A 14895-nucleotide genomic window follows, 5' to 3' on the forward strand; every position below is an offset into this window, starting at 1 on the left:
TCGGCAGGTCGGGGCGGGTTCAGTGGAGGTGTCCGACGGCGCCCGCGGCGGCCGCCACGACCTGTCCGCCGGCCACGAGCCCCACCACGTGCTCGATCTCGGGGGCGAGGTAGCGGTCCGGTCCGGGACCGGGCACGACGGCGCGGACGACGTCGTGCACCGCCGCCGTACCCGCCGCGGGGGCTTCTTCCCGCAGGTCCAGGGCGCGCGTGGCCGTGAGCACCTCGATCGCGAGCACCCGGGTGAGACCGTCCACGGAGCGGCGCAGCTTGCGGGCGCCGGCCCAGCCCATGGACACGTGGTCCTCCTGCATGGCGGAGCTCGGGATGGAGTCCACGCTCGCGGGCACCGCGAGGCGCTTGAGCTCGGAGACGATCCCGGCGGCCGTGTACTGGGCGATCATGTGCCCGGAGTCGACGCCGGGGTCGTGCGCGAGGAACGCGGGCAGCCCCTCGGAGCGCGCGACGTCGAGGAACCGGTCGGTGCGCCGCTCGCTCATGCTCGCCAGGTCGGCGGCCGCGATGGCGAGGAAGTCGAGCACGTAGGCCACGGGCGCGCCGTGGAAGTTGCCGTTGGACTCGACCCGCCCGTCGGCGGTCACGACCGGGTTGTCGATCGCCGAGGCCAGCTCCCGGCCCGCGACGGTGGCGGCGTGGTCCAGGGTGTCGCGGGCGGCGCCGTGCACCTGGGGTGCGCACCGCAGGGAGTAGGCGTCCTGCACGCGGGTGCACGCGGGATTTCCGGCGTCGTCCAGCTCGCGGTGGCTCGCCATGAGCGGCGAACCCGCCAGGAGGCGCCGCATGTTCGACGCGGACGCCGCCTGCCCGGGGTGCGGGCGCAGGCCGACCAGGTCCTCGGCGAAGGGCGCGTCCGACCCGAGCAGGGCCTCGACGGACAGGGACGCCGCGACGTCGGCCGTGGTGAGCAGGCGCCGCAGGTCGTGGAGCGCGAGGCAGAGCATGCCGAGCATGCCGTCGGTGCCGTTGATGAGAGCCAGACCCTCCTTCTCGGCGAGCACCAGCGGCTCGATCCCGGCGTCGGCGAGGGCCCGGGCGGCGTCGACCTCGTGTGCCCCGACCCGCATGCACCCCTCACCCATCGCGGCGAGCGCCACGTGCGCGAGCGGCGCGAGGTCGCCGGAGCAGCCGAGCGACCCGTACTCGTGCACGACGGGCGTGATGCCCGCGTTCAGCATCCCGGCGTAGGTCTGCGCCGTGACCGGACGCGCGCCGGTGTGGCCGGTGACCAGGGTCGCGAGCCGCAGGAGCTGCAGCGCCCGCACCACCTCGGTCTCGACCTGCGGCCCAGACCCCGCAGCGTGCGAGCGCACGAGGCTGACCTGGAGCTGCGCCCGCATCTCGGCGGGGATGTGCCGACGCGCGAGCGCGCCGAAGCCGGTGGAGACGCCGTAGTGCGGCGCGGCGTCGTGGGCGAGGTCGTCGATGACGGCGCGGGTCTGCGCCATGCGAGCCAGCGCGCTCGCGTGGATCTCGACGGTCGCGCCGTGGCGGGCCACGGCGACGACCTGCTCGACGGTCAGCGGGGTGCCGTCGAGCACGACGTGCGTGGTTTCCTCGGTGCCGGCCGCGCCGGAGGCGGGCGTCGTTGCCGCGTCGTGCAGGGTGCTCATGCGCTCATCGAACCTCGCCCCGGCCCCTCCGGCGCGGGCGGAGGCATCGATAGAGTCTGGGATACGAGACAACGCACCCGGGAGGAAACAGTGGCCGGCAGCAGTGCCGTTCCCGCCGCGCGGAGCACAGCGCGGCTGCTCTCGTTCCTCGCGGCGCAGCCCGGGCCGGTGCCCGCGGGCGCGATCGCGCACGGCCTCGGGGTGCCCCGGTCCAGCGTCTACCACCTGCTGTCGGTGCTGGGCGACGAGGGCTTCGTGCGGCACTTCCCCGACGAGCGCCGCTACGGCCTGGGTGTGGCGGCCCTCGGCCTGGGCAGCGCGTACACCCGGCAGGCGCCGCTCACCCGCCTGGCCGCGCCCGTCGTCGCCCGCCTGGTGGAGGCCGCGGGCGAGAACGGGCACCTCGCCGTCCTCAACGGGCGGGAGGTGCTGTACCTGGTGGAGCAGCGGGCGGCGGGGCGCCCGCCCCTGGTCACCGACGTCGACGTGCACCTCCCGAGCCACCTCACCGCCAGCGGCCGAGCGGTCCTCGCGCTGCTGCCGCCCGCGCAGGTGCGCGCCCTGTACCCGACGCCGGGGTCGTTCACCGACCTGACCGGCGCCGGACCGCACACCCTGCGCGAGCTGCGCGACGTGCTGCGGCTGGCGCGGGCACGCGGCTTCGCGGTGGAGGACGGCGAGGTGACGGCGGGCTTCGCGTCGGTGGCCGCTGCCGTCGTCGACCACACGGGCCGCCCGGTCGCCGGGCTCGCGATCACCTTCCGCTCGGAGGCGTACGACGACGACGCGCGGGCCGGCCTCGCGGAGCAGGCGACCCGGGCGGCGCGCGAGGTCAGCCGGCGGCTCGGGGCGCGGTGACGTGCGGGTTGCCGGGCAGTTCGTGCAGGATCCCGTCGGTGCCGCGCCTCCACCACAGGCCGGCGGCGTCGCGGAACGTCAGCTCGAGCTGGACGTCCTGGTCGTCCGCGAAGTGGACGACCTCCGGCTCCCCGACGACCCGCGGCCTGTCCGTCGGGGTGAGCATGCCCCACGGTTCCAGGCGGGGAGCGTCACCCATGAAGCCCGCCGGGATCGAGACGACCACCTCGTACACGGGCGCCGCCGAGGCGTTGTGGATCCTGTACTCCGCGAGCAGCTCGGGTGGATCCGGCTCGATGTGCACCTCGAGCCAGGCGTTCACGAGCGTGGCCTGTGCGCGCCGGCGCTCGGTTGCCTGCTCTCTCCGGTCGGCCGTACCCCGGTAGTACTCGACCCCGCCGAACACGAGCGCGACGAGCACAGCGGCGAGGGTTCCGATCGCGATCATCCAGTCGACCGCCGACGGCCCGCCGTTCAGAACGACCGCAAGAGGCGGAAGCGGCGACACAGTTGAATCGTATGAGGCCCGGGCGGAACCACACCTCGTGCGGACGGTCGTCGGCGCACCTGCCGACCCACGCGGGCGGCCAGCCGGAGGTTGGAGGCGCGGTGATCTACGTCTCACCGCGGGCCGTCGGAGGGCTCCCCGCACTCCCCTTCGAGGCCAGAGTTTCTCCGCTTTGCGGGCGCTGAAAGAGGAGAAACTCTGACCTTCGAGGAGGGCCGCTGAACTGCGACTATCCGTACCTCACTGGCGAAGCGGACGACCGCCGTCGACCCCCTAGAGTTGGGATCACGCCCCCTTCCGCTGCCGTCCAGGGAGATGTCTCGTGAGTTCACAGCCGTCCGAGTTCCGACTGCTCGTCACCGGTGGCGGGACCGGCGGCCACACGTATCCGGCGCTCACGACGCTGCGCGCGCTGCAGGCCCGGCTGGCCGAGTCGGGCACCGCCGTCAGCGTCCTGTGGGCGGGCACGGCCGACGGGCTGGAGGCCCGGGTCACGGCGTCCGAGGGCATCCGGTTCCTGCCGGTGGCCACGGGCAAGCTGCGCCGGTCGGCCAACCCGCTGGGCATGCTGTCGGCCAGCAACATGAAGGACATGGCGCGGGTGCCGCTCGGCGTGGCGCAGGCCCGGTCGATCGTGGCCGAGTTCAAGCCGGACGTGATCCTGTCGACCGGCGGCTACGTCGCCGTCCCGGTCGGCATCGCGGCGGGCCTGGCCCGCCGTCCGCTCGTGGTGCACGAGCAGACCGTGCGGCTCGGGCTGGCCAACCGCCTGCTGGCCAAGCGGGCCACACGCGTCGCGGTGTCGTCGCCGTCCACCATCGAGCTGCTGCCGGAGGCCGTGCGCGAGCGGGCCGTCGTGACGGGCAACCCGGTGCGCGCCGAGGTGCTGACCGGCGAGCCGCTCAAGGCCGTCGACGCGCTGGGCCTCGACTCGTTCGACCCCGACCTGCCCGTCCTGTACGTCACGGGCGGCGCGCAGGGGTCGGTGCAGATCAACGAGCTGGTCGCCGAGACGCTGCCCTGGATGCTCCAGCGCGCGAACGTGATCCACCAGTGCGGCCCGAACAACCTCAAGGAGATGTTCGAGCGCACCGCCACGCTCCCGGCGGAGCTGGCCGCGCGGTACCGCGTGCTCGGGTTCGTCGGGGCGGAGCTGCCGGACGTGCTCGCCCTGGCCGACGTCGTCATCTCCCGCAGCGGGGCCGGGACCATCGCCGAGCTGACGGCGCTGGGCAAGCCCGCGGTGCTGATCCCCCTGGCGTCGTCCGCCGGGAACGAGCAGGCGCACAACGCCCGCAGGCTGCAGGACCTGGGCGCGGCCGTCGCCCTGGAGGGCGACCTCACGTTCTCGGACCTCCGCGGGGCGCTGGCCGGGCTCCTGGACGACGCCGGACGGCGCGAACGCATGGCCGACGCCGCCCGCAAGATCGGGGTGCCCGACGCCGCCGAGCGGCTCGTGGACCTGCTGCTGGAGGTCGCAGGCCCGCGGAAGTGAGCGGCTCGCATTCCTGAGCCGCCCGGACGCTAGCCCGCGGCCTGCTCGGGGGCGGCCGTGTCGTCCCGCGCCACGAGCGCCTTCGCCAGGAGCCCGGCCAGCTCCCGCAGGTCGTCCGCGTCCAAGCCGGCGAACGGGGTTCGGTCCAGCGTCCCGGCGATGATCTCGGTGCGCACGCGCCTGCCCTCAGCGGTCAGGACGACGACGCGCGACCGGCGGTCGTGCGGGTCGGTGGCGCGCTCGACCAGGCCCCGCTCGACGAGCTGGTTGGTCACGAAGCTCAGGTTCGGCGCGTTGCAGTGCAGGCGTTCGCTCATCACCTTCATCGACGGCGGCGCCTCCTCCGGGTCGATGACCCACAGCGCCTGCGCCGTCTGGAGCGTGAGCCGGTGCCGTGCGACCACGCCGGCCGCCCGGTCGCCCGTGACCATGAAGAGCTCGTGGTTCGCCCGGACGACGGCTTCGAGATCGGTCTGGCTCATCCGGCGATCCTAGCCTCTGTTAGTTCGAGACTCGAAGGTGTTAGGGTCCGAACTACTTCGAGACTCGAAGCATTCACGGACGAAGGCGGACCATGTACAGCTACCGCGGCACCACCACCCTCGTGACCGGGGCCTCCCGCGGGCTCGGCGCGGCCTACGCGACCGAGCTCGCCCGGCGAGGCTCGGACCTCGTGCTCGTCGCACGCTCGGCTCCGGCGCTCGACGAGCTGGCCACCCGGATCCGCGCCGGGCACGACGTCGCGGTGACCACCCACGCTGCGGACCTGACGGACCGTGACCAGGTCGCCGCGCTCCTGCGCGACCTCGACTCGGTACCCGTCGACCTGCTCGTCAACAACGCGGGCATGGGGCCGGCCGGCCCCTTCCTGGACCGCCCGTTCGCGCCCGCCCAGACGGCGGTGGACCTCAACGTCTGGGCGCTCATGGCACTGACCCACGGGCTCGGCACCCCGATGACGGCCCGGGGCCACGGCGGGATCATCAACGTCGCCTCGACAGCAGCCTTCCAGCCGATGCCCTTCCAGGCCGGCTACGCCGCGACCAAGGCGTTCGTGCTGTCGTTCACGGAGGCGGTGGCCGAGGAGCTGCGCGGTACGGGCGTCCGCGTCATGGCGGCGCACCCCGGCGGGACGGACACCGCGTTCTTCGAGGGCACCTCGCACACCGTCAACCCGCGGTTCCTCGATTCCCCCGAGGATGTGGCCCGCCGAACCCTCGACGACTTCGCACGGGGCAGGAGCTCGTCGTACCCGGGCCGGCGGCTGAACCAGGTCGCGTCCTGGCTCCCGCGGTTCCTCCCGCGCACCGCGACCACACGGATCACCGGGAAGCTCAACCGCACCCTGGGGCTCGACGCCGTTCGCGCGGTGCCCGCTGCCTGACGGCGCCCACCGCGCGACCAGCCCACACGCGCGCGTCCGGTCAGCCGAGCCGGTCCCGGATGACGGCGTCCGCCTGACGCCGGACCGGGACGGCGATCTCGGGGTGCGCGCCGATGCCGACCAGCCGCAGGTACTTGTCGGCGGCGGCGAGCTGGGCGACGGCGCCGGAGTAGGTGTCGAGCACGTCGGCGAACTCGGCGCGGACGCGGGCGGCGATGTCGGGCTGGAGGATCGCCGAGCAGGCGAGGACGGCGGCGTCGTACCCGGCAGGCGCCGAGCCCCAGTACTCCCAGTCCAGGATCGTCAGGCCCGGGGCCGTGAGGTTGCCGAAGTGCAGGTCGCCGTGGGAGACCTCCCACTCGACGCGGCCGAGGTCGATCTCCACGCCGAACAGGGCCAGGATCGAGGACCGGACGGCGTCGGGGTCCAGGACCCGGCGTTCGGTCGCGACCCGGCGCAGGGTGTCGAGCCCGGCCCGGAGCCGGGCCCACCAGGTGTCGGGCAGGTCGACCGGGTGCTCCAGCACCAGGCCGGTGCCCACGGCCGGCTGGTCCACGAAGGTCATGAGGTCCGCCCGGACGACCTGGTCGACGTCGTCCCACCGCGCGGCCCACTCCGCGGACCGCAGGTGCCGGGGCATCGGGATGTCGCCGAACGGCTCGCCCGTGGCGGTGGCGATGCCGTCCCAGATCTCGCCCCGGGCCCACTCCGGTGGCTGGGCCGTGACCCGCAGCCATGCCGGGCCCGACGTCCGGACGGCGAGGGTCCGGTCGTAGGCCCCGCGGACCGGCTCGCCGTCGAGCGTCACGCCAAACCGGGTGGCGGCCTCGGCGAGGAGCCCGGCGAGCCGGTCCCGGCGTGCGTCCGACATGTGTCTCCCCTGGTGATGAGGCCTGAGCCGCGCGTGGATGCGCCCCACGGAACCATGCCGCGGGTACGGTGGCGCGGAACCACGCCCGGCCCGGAAGGAATCGAGTGACCCAGCACCGCAGCGACGACGCCTGGATCAAGGGTGTCGCCGACGACGACCTCGTCACGATCGGCGACCCCCGGCTGAAGGCCCCCACGTCGGAGATCGACGCCGACGACGACGCACGCGACCTCCTGGCGACCCTCACCACCCGGCTGCGCGAGCTGAACGGTGCCGGGCTGGCCGCCCCGCAGATCGGCGTACCGGTGCGGGCCGCGATCGTCGAGGTACGCCGGACCGACGTCTTCCCCGACCGGCCCGAGACCGGCCTCATCCAGATCCTGAACCCGACCGTCCTGGAGCGCTCCGCCGAGACGGTGCTCGACTGGGAGGGCTGCTTCAGCGTTCCCGGGTACCTGGGCCAGGTGCCCCGGTCCGAGAGCATCACGGTCCGGTACACCGACGAGACCGGGCAGACGATCACGACCGAGGTGAGCGGGTACGCGGCGCGCGTCTTCCAGCACGAGATCGACCACCTCGACGGCCTGGTGTACCTCGACCGCATGCCCGACATGACCAGCCTCACGACCACGCAGAACTACCTCGACCACCACCGGCCCGGATCGAGCTAGCGGCCGGTCAGGCCCGGATGCAGGCGTCGATCCCGTCGAGCCGTTCCGGCGGGTCGGGATACACCCGCGCGATGCCGTCGGCCACGCGGCGAGCGGTCCAGCACGCCACGGCGGCGTCGAGCACGTCGTCCGGTCCGGACACCTGCCCCGGACGTCCGAGGTCGGCAGGCAGCGCGAACCCGGCCCCGGCGAGCAGGGCCCGCCGGTCCTCCAGCCCGGCCCACGTCGACTTGGGCGCCGAGAGGTGACGCCCGGCCAGGGTGGCGAACGACAGCTCGGGATGCACCTCCACGATGCGCCGGCCGGCCGATCGCACCACGTCGTCCACCTCGAGGATCCGCGGCCTGAGCGCCCACGCCTGGCGGCTGAGGCCCCTGCCCGTCACCCGCCGGGTCGTCTCCAGCGCCGCGGCGTAGGTGTCCGCCGTCAGTGCCGCGGACGGCGGCGTCATGAACACCGACGGCCACCGCGGCCCGACAGCCTGACGGGCCTGCACGTCGGCACGGCGGTATCCGATGCCGGCGGGCAGGCCGATCGGCATGTCGACGCCCACCACCTCGACCCGACCGTCCACGTCGGCCTGCGCGAGCACGCCGGTGAACGTCAGGTCCGCGTACACGTGCAGGTCGCTCGCGACCGCGACCCAGTACTTCTTCGCGACGTCGACGCCCAGCACGCGGACCATCGCTCCATCGTCGCCGACATCGCGCCGCGGGGCACGGGCACGCGGCCGGAGCCCCGGAGCGCCTCCAGGAGCTGAGACCGACCTATGGGTGATACTGGGATATTTCACCCAGATACGGGAGGCTCTCGATGATCCTGGTCGGCCCGCTCGCGGCAGGGAAGTCCACGCTCGGCGCCCTCGTCGCCGAGCGGATCGGGCTCCCGTTCGTGGACATCGACGACATCGCCTGGACCTACTGCGCCGAGGTCGGCTGGGACCTGGGCCGCCTGCTCGAACGGGACGACGCCGTCGGCTGGGCCGCCGCCGAACGCGAGTGGGAGCCGGCCCGCGCCCACGCCGTGCGGCGCGTCGTCGAGGACCACCCGGAGACGGTCATCGCGTTCGGCGCCGGCTACACCAGCTTCACCGGCCCGGAGCACGCCGACCAGGTGCGGCGGGCGCTGGCACCGGTCCCCGACGTCGTCCACCTGCTGCCCAGCCGCGACCCCGAGCGGTCGGTGACCGTGCTGCGCGAGCGCGCGATCGCCGGCCGGGGCAAGGACTGGATCATCGAGGGGCGCGACTGGATCGCCGCCTGGGTCGCGGACCCGCTGGCCGGCGAGGTCGCTGCCGCCACCGTCTACACCGACGGCGTCGGCCCCGCCGAGTCGGCCGACCAGCTCGTGCGGCTGCGTGAGCGCCTGCTGGCGGAGCTCGCCGCCTGACGACGGCGGGCGGCCGGCAGCCGGGGCGGGCGGCCGGCAGTCGGGTGGCGCCGCGCGCCGGCGCCCCGCGTCAGGCCGTCGCCAGCAGCCGCTCCAGCGCCGCGCGTCCCGGCGGCCCCCACGACGCCTTGCCGCCCGGCCGCCCGTGCACGCCGGCCTCCCCGATGAGCAGCCCGACGAGTGCCTTCGCTGCGGCCACGCCCCGGGCGCGACGGAGCGTCGCGGCGTCGACACCCGGCCGGTAGGAGTCGTGGAAGGCGTCGACCCCGCCGTCCGGCAGGAGCAGCCACGGCGCGGAGAGGTCGTAGGCCGGGTCACCGGCGCACAGGTCGCCGAAGTCGATGACTCCGCAGAACGTCCCGTCCGCCGTCAGCACGTTGGCCGGGTGCAGGTCAGCGTGCAGCCACACCGGCGGTCCGGCCCACTCGGGCGCGGCCACGGCATCGTCCCAGACGGCGCGGACGGCGTTCGGGTCGGCGACGAGCCCTCGCTCCGCCGCCTCGGCAAGCTGCCCCGCGAACCCCGCGGTGTGCTGGGCGAGCGGCCCGCCCCGACCGCGGCCCGACGGCGCCCCCTCCGGCGCAGGCTGATGGAGCGCGGTCAGGAACGAGCCCAGCACCCGCGCCGCCTCGGCACCCCGCGTGACCGGGGCCCGGTCGGCGGGCGCACCCGGCACCCAGGTGGTGACGATCCACGGCCGCGGGAACCGCTCGGCCGGCTCGCCGAGGCGCTGCGGCACCGGGACCGGCAGCGGGAGTCCCGGCGCCAGGCCGGGCACCCAGGCGTGCTCCTTGCGCAGCAGCTCGTCCGCCGAGTCCGTCGCCCACGGCAGCCGGACGGCGAGGTCGTCCCCGAGGCGCCAGAGCTGGTTGTCCCAGCCGCGCGCCCCGAGCTCCAGCGGGAGCTCCGCCAGGTCGGGGTGCTGCTCACGAAGCAGCTCCCGGATCAGGTCGGCGTCGATCTCGGTGTCGGCATGCGTCATGCGCAGCCACGGTAGCGGGCGGCCCCGTCACCGCAGCGCGCGCTTAGGGTGCTTTCATGAGCGACGACCCGTACCTCCTGGTCCCCACCGCGCCCAGCGTCGACGAGTACCTGCACCTGCGCGCCGCCTCCGGCCTCTCGCCCAAGAACGCCGAGCAGGCCGCGCCCGCGCTGACGTCGAGCTGGGCCTTCTGCCACGTCCGCGAGGCGGCGACGGACCAGGCCGTCGCGATGGGCCGCACGCTCGGCGACGGCGGCTGGTACTTCCACATCGCCGACGTCGCGACGCTGCCCCAGCACCAGAGCCGAGGCCTCGGCCGCCGGGTGATGTACTGGCTCCTGGACCAGATCGCGGACCGCGCGCCCGCCGACCCGTACGTCACGCTCAACGCGGACGAGCCCGGCCGGCAGCTGTACCGCAGCCTCGGGTTCGTCGAGACGGCGCCCGCGAGCATCGCGATGCGCCTGGCCCGGTAGCACCGTGTCGGACCGCGCGCTCCGTGAACGGCACCGTGCTCGCCCTGGCCGGCCCGCTCACCTGGCACGATACGACCCATGACGCCCCCGAGGCCTCGCCACCGCGCGGGCTGGATCGTGGCGGCCGTGCTCACCGCGGCCGTCGTCCTGCTCGTCGCGATCGGCACGGCCGCGTTCGACACCGCCCAGGACCGGTGGGCCTGGCGCCTCGCCGACCTGGACCGCAACGAGCTGCACCTGCGGGCCGTGCCGGAGTCGATCGAGGACGGGACGGTCGTGGAGGAGTCGTCGGGCCACGTGGTGGTCAGGTACTCCCGCGAGATCACGAACTGGATGGGCGGCTACACCGGCGAGGTCGAGTCCATCTGCTACCAGTTCTCCTTCGCCGATCCCGACGACTTCTACGAGGTTGCCTGCCCATGACCACCGCCGTCCTCGTCATCGACCTCCAGGCCGACGTCGTCCACGGTTGCTTCGACGCCGACGGCGTCGTCACCCGCTCCGCCGCCCTCGTGGAGCGGGCCCGCGACGCCGGGACGCCCGTCGTCTGGGTGCAGCACCACGAGCCGGGACTGGATCGGGACACACCGGGCTGGGCCCTCGCGGACGGCCTGTCCCGCCGCCCCGACGAGGCGCTCGTGCACAAGGCCTACCGCGACTCGTTCGCCGACACCGACCTTCGCGACGTCCTCGACGCGCTCGGCGCCACGCGGCTGGTCGTCACGGGCGCGCAGTCCGACTTCTGCGTCCGCACGACGACGCAGCGGGCCGCCGCGCTCGGCTACGACGTGACCCTCGTGAGCGACGCGCACACCACCCGCGACACCGAGTGGGACGGCGTGCCGATCACCGGCGAGCAGATCGTGGCCCACACCAACATGTACTTCTCCGGTCTGCGATACCCCGGCAGCACGTTCGGCGTGGCCCGGCACGACGAGGTTCCGCTGACCAGCCAGGCCTGCTAACGTCCCTGGCAGTCGCCCGGGTCCGCATCGGCCCGGGCACCACGTTGTGTACCGCCCGGTGTCGGGGGCGGCGGCAGGGGCGCGTGTCCCGTCCCACCGCAGTCCTGGATGTCCCCTGGCGGGCCACGGGTCGCACCCGAAGCAGCATCAGGCGCCGGCGACCCCGGGTGGCCCCTCCCGCCGGGCGGCGACGAAGGACATCCATGTCTGCTGCCGCCTCCGGCTACCGCTCCCTGCTGCGCGCGCCCGGCGCCGCCGCCTTCTTCCTTGCCGCCACCACCGGCCGTGTCGGCATCGCCATGACGGGCCTCGGCCTGGTGTGGCTGCTGCACGACCGCACCGGCTCGTACGCCACGGCCGGCCTCGCCGCCGCGGTCTTCGCCCTGGCCGAGGCGGTTGTCGGCCCGCAGCTCGCCCGTCTGGTCGACCGATTCGGCCAGACCCGTGTGCTCCCGCTGTACCTCGTCGCCCGCGGCGCCGCCGTCGTGGGCGTGCTCGTGTCGACGACGCCCGCCGTGGCCGTCGTCGCCGCGGGCTGTGCGGGTGCGGCCGTCCCCCAGCTCGGCGCCCTGTCCGCCGCCCGCTGGGCGCACCTGCTGCGCGGCGACGCCGACGACCTGCCCAGCGCGTTCTCGCTGGAGTCGCTGGCCAACGCCACCAGCTTTCTGCTCGGGCCGGTGCTGGTCACCGCGCTGGGCGCGGCGGGCCGCACGACGGCGGCCAGCCTGCTGGCGGCGGGGCTGATCCTCGCCGGCGGCACGGCCCTGGCCCTGCAGCGCCGCACCGCACCCCCGCCGCGGCGGGGCGCCGGGCGGGTCCGCGGCGAACGGCCCGCCCTGCTGGCGCCGGCGTTCCTGATCCTGGCGCTGCTGAACCTGGCCATCGGCCTGTACTTCGGCACGATGGGGGTGGCGGTCACCGCCTTCGCCGTCGGCCACGGGATACCCGGGGCGGCGACGCCGCTCATCGCCGCCGGGAGCGTGGCCGGCCTCCTGTCGGGCTGGCTCTACGGCCTGCGCCGCCGCCGCACGCCGGCCCGCCTCCAGCTCGTGCTCGCCACCGGGTGGCTGACGGCGACCGCCGCGCTGCTGCCGCTCGCGCCGTCCGCCGTCTGGCTGGGCGTCGCCCTGGTGCTCACGGAGGCCGCCGTGCCGCCGACCCTGGTGCTGCTCACCGTGCTGACGGAGCGCTCGGTCCGCCCGTCCGTGCTGACGCAGGCGTTCACCTGGAACAACTCCGCCAGCGCGGCCGGATCAGCGCTGGCGGCGTCGCTCGCGGGCCGGGCCGCCGACACCTGGGGCGCGTCGGCCGCGCTCGCGCAGGCGCCGGCGGCGGGCCTGCTGCTCGTGGCCTTCGCCCTGGTCCTGCTCCGCGCGCCGCGCCGCCGACCTGTACAGCCATGACCGGCGGCCGCGACGGGTCAGCCCGCCACGTACCGCGCCATCTTGTCGAGGCACGCCTCCAGCCCCTGCCGCGACATGTCGCGGGCCGCGGTGCTGGTGTACCCGTGCTCGACCATGTGGATGCGGCTGCGCCCGTCGCCCAGGCCGGTGATCTCGACCTCGTGGTGCCCCTCGGCAGGCACGTCGTCCATCGGCGGGGCCTGCGGCACGCCGTCGGCGTCGCTGAACCGGAACGTGTACTCGATGCGCCGCACCGGCTCGACGACCGTGAAGTCCCAGGTGGACCACGTATCCCCGCCGCCGTACTCGGCGGGGGCACGCATCGCGAGCAGCGCGCGGCCGCCCACCCGGAGGTCGACCTCGGCGGCGGGGCAGGTGAACGGGCCGGGCCCCCACCAGGCGCGCAGGCCGTCAGGGGTGCTCCATGCGGCCCAGGCCGCCTCGACGGGTCCGTCGAGGTCGCGGGTCACGTCGACGTCGAAGGTGTCGGTCATGATGCCTCCAGGTCTGCTCGGGCAAGGCGTGCTCGGGCGGAGTGTGCTCGGGCGAGATGTGCCCGGGCGGACCGCGCGACGCACGATCCCGCCAGTATCGACCGGACCGGGGCCGCAGGCTCATCGGAACCCGTGCCCCTCTTCGCCGTCCGATTGAACCGGTACGCCCTTTCACCCGTAGTAGGGGCAGAGGCCGATATCCGGTCGGCCTGCGAACGAGAGGGGCGGAGCGTGCGCACTGGGGCAAAGGTAGGCATCGGCGTCGGAGCGGCCGTGGTCGTGATCGGCGGGGCGGCGGCGGTCTTCGGGCCGGGCCTGTACGCGGACTGGGCCAACGAGGCCGCCGCGGACGTGCCGAGCCTGGCGGCGTCGGCGGCACCGCTGCCCGACGCCGAGGCTGCGGCCGGGACCTGGACCGTGACGGACGGGTCGTTCGCCGGCTACCGCGTCGAGGAGGTGCTGCAGGGCGAGGACGTGACCGTGACCGGGCGCACCGAGGACGTCACCGGGTCGGTGACCGTCGCGGACGGCGCGATCACCGCCGCCGACATCGAGGTGGACATCGCGAGCGTGGCCACCGACGAGGCCAACCGCGACGGGTACTTCCGCGACACCGCGATGGAGGTGGGCCAGTTCCCGACCGCGACGTTCGTGCTGACCGAGCCGGCGCCCATCGAGGAGGGCGCCACGTCGGTGGAGCTGACCGGCGACCTCACCGTGCACGGCGTCACGCAGCCGGCCACGGTCGACGCCGAGGTCGCGGGTGACGCGACCAGCGGTGACCCGGTGCAGGTGGTGGGCAGCGTGCCGATCACGTTCGAGGACTTCGGCGTCGAGGCGCCGGACCTGGGGTTCGTGACGGTGGAGGATGAGGGCAGCATCGAGTTCTCGCTGCAGCTGGCCCCTGGCCAGTGATGCGGTAACGACCGGACCGGGTAGCCGACACACACGGAAGGAGCCGCTCGTGGGTGCCGAGGACGAGCTCCTCGAGGCGGTACACGACACGCACGCCGACGCGCTGTACCGGTACGTCGTGCGCCGCACGGGCGACGAGGAGGAGGCGCGCGACGTGGTGCAGGAGACCCTGCTGCGCGCGTGGCGCCACCCCGAGGTGCTGGAACGCTCGGAGGACTCCGTGCGCGCCTGGCTGTTCACGGTGGCGCGGAACCTCTCCGTCGACCACCTCCGCAGCGCCCGCCGCACCCGCGAGCGCTCCACCGGGCACCTGCCCGACCGCGAGGAGCGCGACACCACCCAGTCCGTGCTGGACTCGTGGCTGGTGGCCGACGCGCTGCTGTCGCTCTCGCCGTCGCACCGGGCGGTGGTGGTCGGCGCGTACTACGGGGGCCGCTCGGTGGCCGAGCTCTCGACCGAGCTGGGTGTCCCCGCCGGGACGGTCAAGTCGCGGCTGCACTACGGGCTGCGCGCGCTGCGCCTGGCGCTGCAGGAGAAAGGAGTCACGGCATGATCCCCGCGGCAGAGTCAGGGGGTGGCGGCGACCGCTACGCCGAGTGGGACGCGGCCTACGTGATCGGCGCCCTGAGCCCGAGCGACCGGCGCACCTACGAGCGGCACCTGGCCGAGTGCGCCGCGTGCCGCGCGGCGGTGGCGGAGCTCGCGGGCCTGCCGGGCCTGCTCGGCACCATCAGCCCGGCGCACGCGGAGGCGCTCGTCGCCGAGGCACCCGGGCCGGCCGGGCTGCCCGACGGCGGAGCGCCGCCCGGCGAGCCCGCCCCCGGGCGGCCGGCGGACGTCGTCCCGCTCACGGG

Annotated in this window: 19 protein-coding genes; 12 read left to right on the plus strand and 7 right to left on the minus strand. The window is 74.5% G+C overall.

The window, feature by feature from the left end; translation table 11 throughout:
• Positions 1-19: 19 nt before the first annotated feature.
• Positions 20-1630: a histidine ammonia-lyase gene (gene hutH, locus QRN56_RS25820; RefSeq protein WP_285108146.1), complete on the minus strand. Its 1611-nt coding sequence runs from the start codon at positions 1628-1630 to the stop codon at positions 20-22.
• 90 nt (positions 1631-1720) lie between these two features.
• On the opposite strand from hutH, the gene QRN56_RS25825 reads away from it, so the two are divergent.
• A complete protein-coding gene (locus QRN56_RS25825; protein WP_285108148.1) occupies positions 1721-2488 on the plus strand; it encodes an IclR family transcriptional regulator in 768 nt (255 codons plus the stop codon).
• Here QRN56_RS25825 and QRN56_RS25830 read toward each other — a convergent pair.
• On the minus strand, positions 2463-2936 hold the full coding sequence (locus QRN56_RS25830) for a hypothetical protein (protein ID WP_285108149.1): 474 nt from the start codon (positions 2934-2936) through the stop codon (positions 2463-2465). The genes QRN56_RS25825 and QRN56_RS25830 overlap by 26 nt on opposite strands.
• A 382-nt stretch (positions 2937-3318) precedes the next feature.
• On the opposite strand from QRN56_RS25830, the gene QRN56_RS25835 reads away from it, so the two are divergent.
• Positions 3319-4491 (plus strand): UDP-N-acetylglucosamine--N-acetylmuramyl-(pentapeptide) pyrophosphoryl-undecaprenol N-acetylglucosamine transferase, encoded by a 1173-nt coding sequence (locus tag QRN56_RS25835; protein ID WP_285108151.1) that lies wholly within the window; start codon positions 3319-3321, stop codon positions 4489-4491.
• Between the two features lie 29 nt (positions 4492-4520).
• Here QRN56_RS25835 and QRN56_RS25840 read toward each other — a convergent pair whose 3' ends face one another.
• Positions 4521-4973, minus strand: coding sequence for a MarR family winged helix-turn-helix transcriptional regulator (locus QRN56_RS25840; RefSeq protein WP_285108153.1), 453 nt, complete (start codon positions 4971-4973; stop codon positions 4521-4523).
• 92 nt (positions 4974-5065) lie between these two features.
• Between QRN56_RS25840 and QRN56_RS25845 the strand changes: the two genes are divergently transcribed.
• Entirely contained in the window at positions 5066-5875 is an 810-nt protein-coding gene (locus tag QRN56_RS25845) for an SDR family NAD(P)-dependent oxidoreductase (protein WP_285108155.1), read from the plus strand.
• 40 nt (positions 5876-5915) lie between these two features.
• Here QRN56_RS25845 and QRN56_RS25850 read toward each other — a convergent pair whose 3' ends face one another.
• Positions 5916-6746: a phosphotransferase gene (locus QRN56_RS25850; RefSeq protein WP_285108157.1), complete on the minus strand. Its 831-nt coding sequence runs from the start codon at positions 6744-6746 to the stop codon at positions 5916-5918.
• 104 nt (positions 6747-6850) lie between these two features.
• On the opposite strand from QRN56_RS25850, the gene def reads away from it, so the two are divergent.
• Positions 6851-7417 carry a peptide deformylase gene (def, locus tag QRN56_RS25855; protein ID WP_285108158.1) on the plus strand — a complete coding sequence of 189 codons (567 nt, stop codon included), beginning with the start codon at positions 6851-6853 and terminating at the stop codon, positions 7415-7417.
• 7 nt (positions 7418-7424) lie between these two features.
• Here def and QRN56_RS25860 read toward each other — a convergent pair whose 3' ends face one another.
• Positions 7425-8102 carry a DUF429 domain-containing protein gene (locus tag QRN56_RS25860; protein ID WP_285108159.1) on the minus strand — a complete coding sequence of 226 codons (678 nt, stop codon included), beginning with the start codon at positions 8100-8102 and terminating at the stop codon, positions 7425-7427.
• 128 nt (positions 8103-8230) lie between these two features.
• Here QRN56_RS25860 and QRN56_RS25865 point away from each other — a divergent pair, with 128 nt between their 5' ends.
• A complete protein-coding gene (locus QRN56_RS25865) occupies positions 8231-8806 on the plus strand; it encodes a shikimate kinase (RefSeq protein WP_285108161.1) in 576 nt (191 codons plus the stop codon).
• A gap of 70 nt (positions 8807-8876) precedes the next feature.
• Here the strand turns inward: QRN56_RS25865 and QRN56_RS25870 are convergent, their stop codons facing one another.
• A complete protein-coding gene (locus QRN56_RS25870; RefSeq protein ID WP_285108162.1) occupies positions 8877-9788 on the minus strand; it encodes an aminoglycoside phosphotransferase family protein in 912 nt (303 codons plus the stop codon).
• A gap of 56 nt (positions 9789-9844) precedes the next feature.
• On the opposite strand from QRN56_RS25870, the gene QRN56_RS25875 reads away from it, so the two are divergent.
• The 4 genes from QRN56_RS25875 (at position 9845) to QRN56_RS25890 (ending at position 12632) form a co-directional block, all read left to right on the plus strand.
• Complete coding sequence (locus tag QRN56_RS25875) at positions 9845-10264, plus strand: GNAT family N-acetyltransferase (protein ID WP_285108163.1); 420 nt, start codon at positions 9845-9847, stop codon at positions 10262-10264.
• 78 nt (positions 10265-10342) lie between these two features.
• A complete protein-coding gene (locus QRN56_RS25880) occupies positions 10343-10687 on the plus strand; it encodes a hypothetical protein (protein ID WP_285108165.1) in 345 nt (114 codons plus the stop codon).
• Positions 10684-11229 (plus strand): cysteine hydrolase family protein, encoded by a 546-nt coding sequence (locus QRN56_RS25885; protein WP_285108166.1) that lies wholly within the window; start codon positions 10684-10686, stop codon positions 11227-11229. Before QRN56_RS25880 ends, QRN56_RS25885 begins: the two co-directional genes overlap by 4 nt.
• 203 nt (positions 11230-11432) lie before the next feature.
• Positions 11433-12632, plus strand: coding sequence for an MFS transporter (locus QRN56_RS25890; RefSeq protein WP_285108167.1), 1200 nt, complete (start codon positions 11433-11435; stop codon positions 12630-12632).
• Positions 12633-12649: 17 nt separating this feature from the next.
• On the opposite strand, the gene QRN56_RS25895 is transcribed toward QRN56_RS25890, so the two are convergent.
• A complete protein-coding gene (locus QRN56_RS25895; RefSeq protein ID WP_285108168.1) occupies positions 12650-13126 on the minus strand; it encodes an SRPBCC family protein in 477 nt (158 codons plus the stop codon).
• Positions 13127-13357: 231 nt separating this feature from the next.
• On the opposite strand from QRN56_RS25895, the gene QRN56_RS25900 reads away from it, so the two are divergent.
• The 3 genes from QRN56_RS25900 to QRN56_RS25910 all read left to right on the plus strand — a co-directional run.
• The gene (locus tag QRN56_RS25900) at positions 13358-14041 is read left to right on the plus strand and encodes a YceI family protein (RefSeq protein ID WP_285108169.1); all 684 of its coding nucleotides are present in this window, start codon (positions 13358-13360) and stop codon (positions 14039-14041) included.
• A gap of 49 nt (positions 14042-14090) precedes the next feature.
• Complete coding sequence (locus tag QRN56_RS25905) at positions 14091-14594, plus strand: sigma-70 family RNA polymerase sigma factor (RefSeq protein ID WP_285108170.1); 504 nt, start codon at positions 14091-14093, stop codon at positions 14592-14594.
• On the plus strand, positions 14591-14895 hold a 305-nt coding region (locus QRN56_RS25910; RefSeq protein ID WP_285108172.1), incomplete at its 3' end, for an anti-sigma factor family protein. The genes QRN56_RS25905 and QRN56_RS25910, both read left to right, overlap by 4 nt.

This window comes from Promicromonospora sp. MEB111, assembly GCF_030209445.1.
GTDB lineage: Bacteria > Actinomycetota > Actinomycetes > Actinomycetales > Cellulomonadaceae > Promicromonospora.

What these genes read in the sequence shown, in the direction of transcription:
- hutH (WP_285108146.1), bottom strand. Translation starts at nt 1,630, where the DNA reads ATGAGCACCCTGCACGACGCGGCAACGACGCCCGCCTCCGGCGCGGCC.
- QRN56_RS25830 (WP_285108149.1), bottom strand. Translation starts at nt 2,936, where the DNA reads ATGATCGCGATCGGAACCCTCGCCGCTGTGCTCGTCGCGCTCGTGTTC.
- QRN56_RS25840 (WP_285108153.1), bottom strand. Translation starts at nt 4,973, where the DNA reads ATGAGCCAGACCGATCTCGAAGCCGTCGTCCGGGCGAACCACGAGCTC.
- QRN56_RS25845 (WP_285108155.1), top strand. Translation starts at nt 5,066, where the DNA reads ATGTACAGCTACCGCGGCACCACCACCCTCGTGACCGGGGCCTCCCGC.
- QRN56_RS25850 (WP_285108157.1), bottom strand. Translation starts at nt 6,746, where the DNA reads ATGTCGGACGCACGCCGGGACCGGCTCGCCGGGCTCCTCGCCGAGGCC.
- QRN56_RS25860 (WP_285108159.1), bottom strand. Translation starts at nt 8,102, where the DNA reads ATGGTCCGCGTGCTGGGCGTCGACGTCGCGAAGAAGTACTGGGTCGCG.
- QRN56_RS25865 (WP_285108161.1), top strand. Translation starts at nt 8,231, where the DNA reads ATGATCCTGGTCGGCCCGCTCGCGGCAGGGAAGTCCACGCTCGGCGCC.
- QRN56_RS25870 (WP_285108162.1), bottom strand. Translation starts at nt 9,788, where the DNA reads ATGACGCATGCCGACACCGAGATCGACGCCGACCTGATCCGGGAGCTG.
- QRN56_RS25875 (WP_285108163.1), top strand. Translation starts at nt 9,845, where the DNA reads ATGAGCGACGACCCGTACCTCCTGGTCCCCACCGCGCCCAGCGTCGAC.
- QRN56_RS25880 (WP_285108165.1), top strand. Translation starts at nt 10,343, where the DNA reads ATGACGCCCCCGAGGCCTCGCCACCGCGCGGGCTGGATCGTGGCGGCC.
- QRN56_RS25885 (WP_285108166.1), top strand. Translation starts at nt 10,684, where the DNA reads ATGACCACCGCCGTCCTCGTCATCGACCTCCAGGCCGACGTCGTCCAC.
- QRN56_RS25890 (WP_285108167.1), top strand. Translation starts at nt 11,433, where the DNA reads ATGTCTGCTGCCGCCTCCGGCTACCGCTCCCTGCTGCGCGCGCCCGGC.
- QRN56_RS25895 (WP_285108168.1), bottom strand. Translation starts at nt 13,126, where the DNA reads ATGACCGACACCTTCGACGTCGACGTGACCCGCGACCTCGACGGACCC.